Genomic DNA, 573 nt, shown 5'->3' with positions numbered 1-573 from the left:
ATATCCTTATCAACTGAGTCAGCGAGGACGACTTCGTTAGCTGCCTTTGGCAAGTGCCCCTTGGTTAATTGTAGGTTTTTAGCGATGTACTCGTCGTTATTCATCCCAACGAATTGTGCGGATTCACGTTTTCCGCCAACTTTCATATTAACTGGTGTAATGCCAAGTGTTGCGGTTTTTTCGCCGCTTAACTGATCAACCTGTTTTGTTGTCAGTAATGACTGTCCAGCATTGCCATTTGCGTCTTTGGTCATTACAAAGGACTTAGACTGCCAGCTGTCCACCGCAGCGGTGTTAGCTGTTGCCAGCCCAAGTGCCAGGGCACTTAAAATGAAAATCAAATAACTGATTAAGACGACGACTGCCAGAATCAAGCCGTACCGTAGTTTTTCTTTCTTAATCTCTCTAATTGCTAAAAACATTTGTCCCTCCTGTATTTGTTGCAGTTCAACAAACTTACTATACACAAGTATACATGCTCTTATGGTGAGATTCCGGACTAGTTTTTCTAGTTTGGTAAAATATCATCATAAGAGCAATAGATTATTTAGTTATGTTTTTGTCGAGCTTGCA

General features: G+C 41.2%; 1 protein-coding gene. It reads right to left on the bottom strand.

The genetic code is table 11. The annotated features are described in order from the left end of the window. The coding region (locus ABD256_RS44270; RefSeq protein ID WP_344432421.1) for a hypothetical protein at positions 1 to 422 on the bottom strand (422 nt) is incomplete at its 3' end. Positions 423 to 573 lie beyond the last annotated feature (151 nt).

This window comes from Amycolatopsis minnesotensis (assembly GCF_039529815.1).
In the GTDB taxonomy this organism is placed as follows: Bacteria; Actinomycetota; Actinomycetes; order Mycobacteriales; family Pseudonocardiaceae; genus Amycolatopsis; species Amycolatopsis minnesotensis.
Note: the sequence above shows the minus strand (reverse complement) of the source record. Positions and strands in the feature narration are given on the sequence as shown.